We start from the raw sequence: 8,896 nt of genomic DNA on the forward strand, positions 1-8,896 counted from the left end.
GACGGAAACGATTTGGTCTAAGAATGAATTTAATTGTTGGAATGGTGAATTGGATGCTCTTGAATTAACTTTCGCAAGAGATCTAATGATGTCAGAATTAAAACAATATCCAGTTATTTATGAACAAACAGTTGCATGGGGCGATATGGATGCCTTTGGACATGTCAATAATGCCATGTATTACCGTTATGTCGAAAGTGCACGTCTAGCTTATTTAACCCAATTAGAAATTCTCACTGAATCGGTATCTACCGTAGTGGCATCCAATCAGTGCCGTTATTTAAAACCCGTGGTTTTTCCTGATCATTTAAAAGTGGCAGCACGTATTGAAGAAATCCGTAATAGTGCAGTTAGAATGCAATATGTATTATGGAGTGAAAAACAGCAAAGTATTGTGGCTACTTCAGAAGCAGTGATTGTCTGTGTCGATAAAAAGACCATGCAGAAAACAGAAATTCCGGAACATATTCGCGAAAAAATCAAAGCACTTGAATTAAGCGTTCAACATGAAATTTAAAAATGAATGAAGCATTTTATTTTGTAATTTTTTTTAAACTTTATTGTTATTGCTTTAAGGTTTTATATTGAATGTTTTATTTAATATAAATATGATGGGGCTATTATTTAATAAAATGAATAATATTATTTTTCGGAGAGCATTATGCCAGATATTACGCATTTATCAGTAGAAGAGTTAAAACGTTTACAAGCAGAAGCAGAATCGCTGATTGCTTCAAAAAAAGATCAAGAAATTGAAGACGCTTATCAGCAAATCTTGGCAGTTGCTGAGAAAGTTGGTATGACGGTTGAACAGTTACTTGAATTTGGTGCATCTAAGCGTAAGAAATCGTCACGTAAGTCGGTTGAACCGCGTTACCGTAGCAAAAGCAATCCGGACGATACCTGGACTGGCCGTGGTAAACAGCCGCGCTGGTTGGTGGCTGAATTGGAAAAAGGCGCAAAGCTGGACGATTTCCTGATCTAAGCCTTCATTTGATCTGGTCATTAGGCTGTCATACAGACAGTCTAAGATGATTAAACCAAGCATACCTGCTTGGTTTTTTTATATCTATGAATTGGCGTTGGCAGAAAAGTGTGCATAATGTGTGGGTATAAGGGGAAAATTATAAATGGGGATTTGGACTTGAGCGATTGGTCGTGGTGGGGATGAGCAGTAAACCGAAAACTTTAAGATGGTTGATCCTTGCTCTTGTTGCATTTTTTATTTTTGTCGTATTACAAGTGCCAGCGGCCTGGTTAATTTCAAAATTTTATAAAAATAACCAGACTTTGCATAATGTAAACGGAAATATCTGGCAGGGAAGTGCGGACTGGAAAAAAGGCAATCTTCGGGGCAGTCTGAACTGGAAAGTACGGCCGCTGGATTTGCTGTTGCTGCGGGTTGGGGCACATGTGGATTTGCATAGTGGCAATACCCAGCTTTCCGGGATCATGGCCTATGGTCTGAATAAATCTTTAATTGTCAAAAATCTTGAAGGGCAGGTCGCGCCTGAAACCTTAAAAAAAGTTGCAGACTGGCAATGGCCGAGTACTGCGATTCAGTTTAAAGATCTGGATTTTAAATATAAAAAAGAACAGGGCTTCAGTCAGGTGGCTGGGCAAATGCAATGGGCGGGTGGTGAGCTGATTTATACCTTTGCCCAGCGTCAGGAACGCATGAATGTACCTGCCATGACTGGAAAACTCGCAGATGAAAGCGGACAGCTGTTAGTTGATGTTCGGGATAGTCGCGATCAACGTATGCTGAATATCAAGCTTGATCCGAGTCTGATGCTGGATATCCAGCTCACCCAGCGCTTTTTAATGAATGCACCTTCTTATGAAGGTAAAGCCGGATTAGATACCTATGTGATCAGTACCCGCCAACCCTTAATGGGAGGCTTGAACTGATGGCAGTTTCTCTGAATGATTTAAAAAATATTGAACTGAAACAGATCGATCGTGCTGCACCTGTGGTTTTGTTACTGCTCATTCTGTATCTATGCTGGAAGCTGGCGGCTTTGTTCTGGTTGCTGATAGCTCCACCCCAAGCCATGCAGCTGGATCGGGTAGAACTGGGTTCGCAACAGGCACAAATTCCGAATATCGGTGCATTTTCACTGTTTCAGGAAGTTGGGCAGTCTGTGGGTGCTATTGAAACTACCAATATCATTTTACAAGGGGTGGTGGTTGCCAGTCCAAGTTATAACTCTTCTGCGGTACTGAAAATTAATGATCAGGTCGATCGTTACCGTGTCGGGGAAATGCTAGCCAATAGCGGTTTTGAGTTGGCTGAAGTGTATTGGGATCGGGTTATTTTACGTCGATCCACAGGTGCTACTCAGGAAGTCTTATTCAAAGGTCTGGAAAATGGCTTGAATCAGCCGATTGTGCCGGAAACATCAGCCTCTTCAAGTTCAATGCCTGCTATGCCTTCTAATAGTGGTATGCCTGAGCAGCCTTCGCCACAGAATGAAATTGGTCGGGCCATCCAGCAGATGCAGGAAAACAAGGACCAGTATTTACAGAATATGGGGGTGAGTGCAGCAGATGGAAGTTATGAAGTGACTTCACGGACGCCGGCTGCACTGCGTAATCGTCTGGGTTTAAGACCAGGCGACCAGATTTTGTCTTTAAATGGCCAGACGCTGAGCCAGGGACAGACCGAAGCACAATTACTGGAACAGGCCCGACGTGAAGGTCAGGTCAAACTCGAAATAAAACGTGGTGATCAGGTGATGACCATACAACAAGATTTGAAGTGATGTGTCATCACGCATAGGGTTAGGAAACACGAAAGTTTATGGCTTTATTTAATAATAATCGATCAGCATGGGCATTCTGTGTGGCCGCACCGTTAATAGCTATGGTCAGTACGGCGAGTTATGCACAAACCTGGAAAATCAACCTTCGAGATGCTGACTTAACTGCATTCATTAATGAAGTGGCCGACATTACCGGCAAAAACTTTGCAGTCGATCCGCGGGTACGTGGTAACGTAACAGTCATCTCCAATAAAGCCCTGAATAAAAATGAAGTCTATGACCTGTTTTTAGGCGTACTGAATGTCAATGGTGTGGTGGCAATTCCTTCGGGTAATACCATCAAGCTGGTTCCGGACAGCAATGTCAAAAGCTCAGGCATTCCCTATGATGCCAGAAGCCGTGCCAGTGGTGACCAGATTGTGACCCGAGTGTTGTGGCTGGAGAATACCAATCCGAATGACTTGATTCCTGCATTACGTCCTTTAATGCCGCAGTTTGCCCATTTGGCGGCGGTGCCGGGTACGAATGCCTTAATTGTGTCGGATCGTGCCAGCAATATTTACCAGCTGGAAACCATTATTCGTAATTTGGACGGCACCGGTCAAAATGATATTGAAGCGGTCAGTTTACAATCCAGTCAGGCCGAAGAAATGATTGGACTGATTGAATCCATGACTGCCACCGGTGGTGCTAAAGATGTCCGCGGTTCGCGAGTGCGGGTGATTGCAGATACCCGTACTAACCGGATCATCATTAAAGGTGATCCCACGACGCGCAAACGGGTGCGTCAAGTAATCGAAACTCTGGATGTACCGGCTGCGGATCGTTTGGGTGGATTAAAAGTTTTTCGTCTGAAATATGCCAGCGCTAAAAATCTTGCGGAAATCTTGCAGGGTTTGGTAAGCGGGCAGGCGGTGAACAGTAATTCAAATTCGAGTAGTACATCCTCGAACTCGTCTTCACTCAGTTCTGGCAATAATTTAAATAACAACAATACGACTACCGGTTCGAGTAGCAACACCTCTTCAGGCATTCAGTTGAATACTGGCATGAATAATGAGCAAGGTGGTATTACCAGCTTTAATGGCAATGGCGTCAGTATTATTGCTGATACCACACAAAATTCTTTGGTGGTGAAAGCAGATCCGCAATTGATGCGTGAAATTGAATCGGCGATTGACCAGCTGGATATTCGCCGTCAACAAGTGCTGATTGAAGCCGCGATTATTGAAGTTGAAGGAACCGATGCGGATCAACTCGGTGTGCAATGGGCCTTGGGTGATATCAGTAGTGGTATTGGGCTGGTGAACTTCGATAATTTTGGTACCAGTCTAAAAAATATTGCGGCTGGTTATCTCACCGGTGGTGGTGCAGGTGCTGCAAGTGCCGTAGGCGCGGGCAGTTCACTGGTACTCGGTGATTATCGTGAAGGCAGTGATGGTTCCCGACGTCTGTATGGCGCGATGATTCAGGCACTTAAAGAAACCACTAAATCCAACCTGTTGTCTACGCCGTCGATCGTGACCATGGATAACGAAGAAGCCTATATTGTAGTGGGTGAAAACGTACCCTTTGTGACAGGCTCAGTATCTACAGGCGCTGCTGGAGTTGCTAATCCCTATACCACCATTGAACGTAAGGATGTCGGGGTCACTTTAAAGGTGGTTCCACATATTGGCGAAGATGGTACGGTACGCCTGGAAGTGGAACAGGAAGTTTCTGATGTCAAAGCCAGTAAAGGGCAGGCGCAGGATCTGGTTACCAGCAAGCGAGCGATCAAAACCTCAATTCTGGCCGAACATGGACAAACTATTGTGCTTGGCGGTCTGATTTCGGATAACACCAGTTATGGACGCCAAGCGGTGCCGGGTCTGGGTGCAATTCCAGGCTTAGGACGTTTATTCCGTTCTGAAGGTAAATCCAATCAGAAGCGTAACTTATTGATCTTTATCCATCCAACCATTGTGGGGGATAAAAATGCAGTGCGTAAACTGACCCAGCAACGTTATAGTCAGTTATATAGTCTGCAACTCGCACTCGATTCAGACGGGAACTTTGCCAAATTGCCAGAAAGTGTTGAAGATGTGTATCAACAGCGAATTCCGGTATCCAGAACGCCCTTGCAAAACTCGACCTATCAAACTGTGCCGACCGCACCGGTTCAGGCACAACCAGTTAATGTAGTCGCCACGCCGGTCGCGATAGAACCAGTGATTCAGCGACAAGTGGTAGAACCCGTCCAACAGGTAGAAAAAAGTAAAAATACCGTTACAACAACCACACTTAGACCCAAAAGCTAAGCCATTCGTATTTGCAGACAGCATGTTATGATAATGTCAAAGAGAACAGAGAAGTAACTTTCATGACTTGGAAAATACACGCGATTACAGGCGACTTAACAGGACAGGAAATTAGCATTGACCGTGACATGCTGGTAGGGCGTCATCAGGCTGCGGATATCGTGTTACAGGCTGCGGAAATCTCCCGTAAACATGCGGCATTTTTACTGAAAGATGATGCGCTCTGGGTGCAGGATTTGGGTTCATCGAATGGCACTTTCGTCAATGATGTACAGATTGCGCAGGAAACCTTATTAAAACAGGATGACATTGTTCAGTTTGCCAGCTTGAAATTTTCAGTACTGGCACCTGTGGCTGCAGTTGAAGTTCCAGCAGAAATTGAAGCAACGGCAGAAAAAGTCGTGGAACAGGTCGAAGTCGCTGAGCCTACACCTGCGCAGCAAATGAATGATCAGGGAATGCCGGAACTGAAACATCGTGATGCTTCGGTGCAATTAACCCGTGATGGCATGCCAACCAATATCGGTATTCCAAAACCGGCGCCTATTCCGGAAGGCGTGGACATTAGTGCGGTGAAACCAGAGCCTACCCCAATTCCGGTTGAGCAACCTGTATCACGTGTAGAACAGAAAAAAGAAACCCAGAAAAATGTATCTGTTGGTTTGATTTCAGTGATTGTGCTGATTATTTTAGCAATTATGGCTTGGTTATTGTTCAAATAAGCCGATGATTGGTTACAATCAAGGCATGCACCGCGCATGCCTTTTTTGTGGCTGCGAATATTATAAAAGAGGGTCGGGATGTCTATTGCACAATTAGAAAAGCGCGAACTGATCTTATTCGATCTGGATGGTACCTTGGTGGATTCAGCACATGATCTGTATCGCGCCATGAATATGAGCCTGAATGTGCTGCAATTGCCTCTGGTGACTGAAGAGCAGGTACGGACCTGGGTAGGTAAGGGCACGTCGATATTCTGTGAAAGTGTACTCCAGCATCTGGTGGGTGAAGTCACACCGGCACAGCATCAGGAACTCTTAACGACTTTTCTGGATATCTATAATGTCGATCCCTGCGTCGATACTGTTCCTTTTCCGGGAATCCTGAAATTTCTGGACTGGGCCAAAGCCCAAGGTAAAACCCTGATTTGTGTGACGAATAAGCCTGAACTTCCTGCCCGCAGTATTTTAGATACCTTGGATATGGCTCATTATTTTGCCGATACCATTGGTGGCGACCGTTTTACTGAGCGTAAACCGCATCCGCGCCAGTTGTTGCACTGTGTCGAACATTATGGGGTGAGCAAAGAACAGGTCTTGCTCATTGGCGATTCTTCCAATGATGTCGAAGCTGCACGACGCGCCGGGATTGATTGTGTTGTAGTCAGCTATGGCTATAATCATGGTGAAAATATTGCAGATTGTCAGCCACAGCAGATTGTGGGTGATCTTAGAGAATTACTTGCCTAATACGCATACTAAGGAAAGAAAATGAATAGTTGTAAGGTTTTTCGATGGCGTCGCTCAGTTCAATTTTATTTACATACTGAGTAACCCTAATTTAAAGAGAAAAACCGCATGACCACTCAAGCACAATTCCAAGAACTTGCTGCGCAAGGCTATAACCTCATTCCTGTTTACCGTCAGCGTCTGGCGGATACCGATACACCACTTTCTATTTTTGCTCGGCTTAAACAGCATCAGCAGGCTTATTTATTCGAGTCTGTAGAAGGTGGTGAGAACTGGGCGCGTTATTCGATTATCGGGCTAGGTGAATCTACCGTATTTTCCTGCAATGCGGGCGAACTGACGGTACAGCATGCAGATGCTTCAATTGAAAAGCAGCACTGTGCTGATCCATTTCAATATATTCGAGACTTTCAGGCGCAATTTAAGGTGCCAACCCAGGCAGAATTACCGGACCTACCGAGTTTTACTGGTGGATTAGTCGGTTACTTTGGTTATGACGCGGTGCGTTATATCGAACCGAAATTAAAAAATGTGCCGGAAGCGGATCCGGTCGGCTTGCCAGATATCTGGATGATGCTCTCTAAAACAGTGATTGTCTTTGATAACCTGAAAGATACCTTGTTCTTAATTGTACATGCGGATGCCACTGCCCCGGGTTCTTATGAAAAAGCACATGAACAATTAAATGAATTGGAAAATATTCTGGCCACGCCCATCAGCCTTAAAGCTGAAAAACATACGCCGCCACATTTTGAGTCCCTCACCGGACATGACAACTTCATTGCTTCGGTCGAAAAGGTCAAAGAGTATATTCGTGCCGGTGATGTAATGCAGGTGGTGCCGGGGCACCGGATGGTCTCTGATTTCGATGGTGATCCGCTACAAGTGTATCGTGCGCTGCGTCATCTCAATCCATCACCGTATTTGTTCCTGGTGCAAGGGCAGACCTTGGAAAACAACACGCCATTCCATATTGTCGGTTCTTCACCGGAAATTCTGTCCCGTCTGGAAAATGGAATTGCCACAGTTCGTCCATTAGCGGGGACCCGTCCACGCGGCAAAACCAAAGAAGAAGATCTGGCGCTTGAGCAAGACTTATTGTCTGATGAAAAAGAAATTGCTGAACATGTCATGCTGATTGACTTGGGACGTAATGATGTGGGACGCATCGCAAAAATTGGCAAAGTGCAGGTGACTGATCAAATGGTGATCGAACGTTATTCGCATGTGATGCATATTGTCTCCAATGTGCAGGGTGAAGTGCGTGATGATGTCGATGCTCTGGATGTTTTTAAAGCAACTTTCCCTGCTGGTACACTTTCAGGTGCGCCAAAAATCCGTGCCATGGAAATTATTGACGAAGTTGAGCCGGTAAAACGTGGAATTTTTGGTGGCGCTGTTGGTTATTTAGGCTGGCATGGCGAAATGGACATGTCGATTGCGATTCGTACCTGTGTCATTCGCGAAAATAAGGTCTATGTGCAGGCCGGAGCAGGGCTAGTTGCCGACTCAAATCCTGAATCTGAGTGGAATGAAACCCAAATAAAAGCTCGCGCAGTGATCAAAGCGGTTGAATTATCATCAAATGGTTTGATTTTATGAGTTTTTGACGTTTTTTTTGAAAAAAACACTTGCAAGGATTCTGAGTTTTGCTAAACTGCACACCGTTCCGATACGAAACGTACGAAACACTAAGAAACGCCGGCATAGCTCAGTTGGTAGAGCAACTGACTTGTAATCAGTAGGTCCACAGTTCGAATCCGTGTGCCGGCACCATCTTAGAAGTTTGGTAGTGTGAAGTAAAGAACAGCACTGATGTAAGTGTAAAAAATGGTGAGGTTCCCGAGCGGTCAAAGGGGGCGGACTGTAACTCCGCTACGAAAGTTTCGAAGGTTCGAATCCTTCCCTCACCACCAATTTTAAGACTTCAATAAGTGGTTTGTACCAACATCGTGCGGGAGTAGCTCAGTTGGTAGAGCGGTAGCCTTCCAAGCTACATGTCGCGAGTTCGACCCTCGTCTCCCGCTCCATTGAAGTACTAATATTTGCTCTTATAGCTCAGTGGTAGAGCACTCCCTTGGTAAGGGAGAGGTCTCGAGTTCAAATCTCGATAAGAGCTCCAGATTACAGTTTAGCAACTTTGTTGCAAAGAAATTCCAAAAGCAGGCTATTTAGTCTGCTTTTCAAGTATTTGGTGTTCGGTTTTTTTAAACGATATGTCGGAGCTGGGTTTTACTCAGAATTGTGTTCGACGTAAACGAGGAAGATTAACATGGCTAAGGCTAAGTTTGAACGTAATAAGCCACACGTTAACGTGGGCACAATTGGTCACGTTGACCATGGTAAAACAACTTTAACAGCT

At 44.9% G+C, this 8,896-nt stretch carries 9 protein-coding genes and 4 tRNA genes; all 13 read left to right on the forward strand.

Annotation, left to right across the window (positions count from 1 at the left end; genetic code table 11):
- The first annotated feature begins 88 nt into the window (after nucleotides 1-88).
- A complete protein-coding gene (locus NI466_RS15000; RefSeq protein WP_004729290.1) occupies nucleotides 89-517 on the forward strand; it encodes an acyl-CoA thioesterase in 429 nt (142 codons plus the stop codon).
- Nucleotides 518-658: 141 nt separating this feature from the next.
- Complete coding sequence (locus tag NI466_RS15005; protein WP_026055760.1) at nucleotides 659-985, forward strand: H-NS histone family protein; 327 nt, start codon at nucleotides 659-661, stop codon at nucleotides 983-985.
- 182 nt (nucleotides 986-1,167) lie between these two features.
- Nucleotides 1,168-1,911, forward strand: a complete 744-nt coding sequence (gene gspN, locus NI466_RS15010; RefSeq protein ID WP_071852112.1) for a type II secretion system protein N — start codon at nucleotides 1,168-1,170, stop codon at nucleotides 1,909-1,911.
- Nucleotides 1,911-2,765 carry a type II secretion system protein N gene (locus tag NI466_RS15015; protein ID WP_253173946.1) on the forward strand — a complete coding sequence of 285 codons (855 nt, stop codon included), beginning with the start codon at nucleotides 1,911-1,913 and terminating at the stop codon, nucleotides 2,763-2,765. The genes gspN and NI466_RS15015 overlap by 1 nt, the downstream gene beginning before the upstream one ends.
- A gap of 38 nt (nucleotides 2,766-2,803) precedes the next feature.
- Nucleotides 2,804-5,065 (forward strand): type II secretion system secretin GspD, encoded by a 2,262-nt coding sequence (gene gspD, locus NI466_RS15020; RefSeq protein ID WP_253173947.1) that lies wholly within the window; start codon nucleotides 2,804-2,806, stop codon nucleotides 5,063-5,065.
- Nucleotides 5,066-5,127: 62 nt separating this feature from the next.
- Entirely contained in the window at nucleotides 5,128-5,787 is a 660-nt protein-coding gene (locus NI466_RS15025; RefSeq protein WP_253173948.1) for an FHA domain-containing protein, read from the forward strand.
- Nucleotides 5,788-5,865: 78 nt separating this feature from the next.
- Nucleotides 5,866-6,534, forward strand: a complete 669-nt coding sequence (gene gph / locus NI466_RS15030) for a phosphoglycolate phosphatase (RefSeq protein ID WP_253173949.1) — start codon at nucleotides 5,866-5,868, stop codon at nucleotides 6,532-6,534.
- Between the two features lie 108 nt (nucleotides 6,535-6,642).
- Nucleotides 6,643-8,136 carry an anthranilate synthase component I gene (gene trpE / locus NI466_RS15035; RefSeq protein WP_253173950.1) on the forward strand — a complete coding sequence of 498 codons (1,494 nt, stop codon included), beginning with the start codon at nucleotides 6,643-6,645 and terminating at the stop codon, nucleotides 8,134-8,136.
- 98 nt (nucleotides 8,137-8,234) lie between these two features.
- Nucleotides 8,235-8,310: transfer RNA gene (locus NI466_RS15040), tRNA-Thr, on the forward strand.
- Between the two features lie 56 nt (nucleotides 8,311-8,366).
- Nucleotides 8,367-8,450 (forward strand) — tRNA-Tyr (locus tag NI466_RS15045).
- 38 nt (nucleotides 8,451-8,488) lie between these two features.
- A tRNA-Gly gene (locus tag NI466_RS15050) sits at nucleotides 8,489-8,564 on the forward strand.
- 17 nt (nucleotides 8,565-8,581) lie between these two features.
- A tRNA-Thr gene (locus NI466_RS15055) sits at nucleotides 8,582-8,656 on the forward strand.
- Nucleotides 8,657-8,806: 150 nt separating this feature from the next.
- Nucleotides 8,807-8,896: GTP-binding protein (locus NI466_RS15060; RefSeq protein ID WP_072292276.1), on the forward strand; the 90-nt coding region annotated here is incomplete at its 3' end.

Origin of the sequence: Acinetobacter lwoffii (genome assembly GCF_024129595.1) — a bacterium.
Classification (GTDB): Bacteria; Pseudomonadota; Gammaproteobacteria; order Pseudomonadales; family Moraxellaceae; genus Acinetobacter; species Acinetobacter lwoffii_O.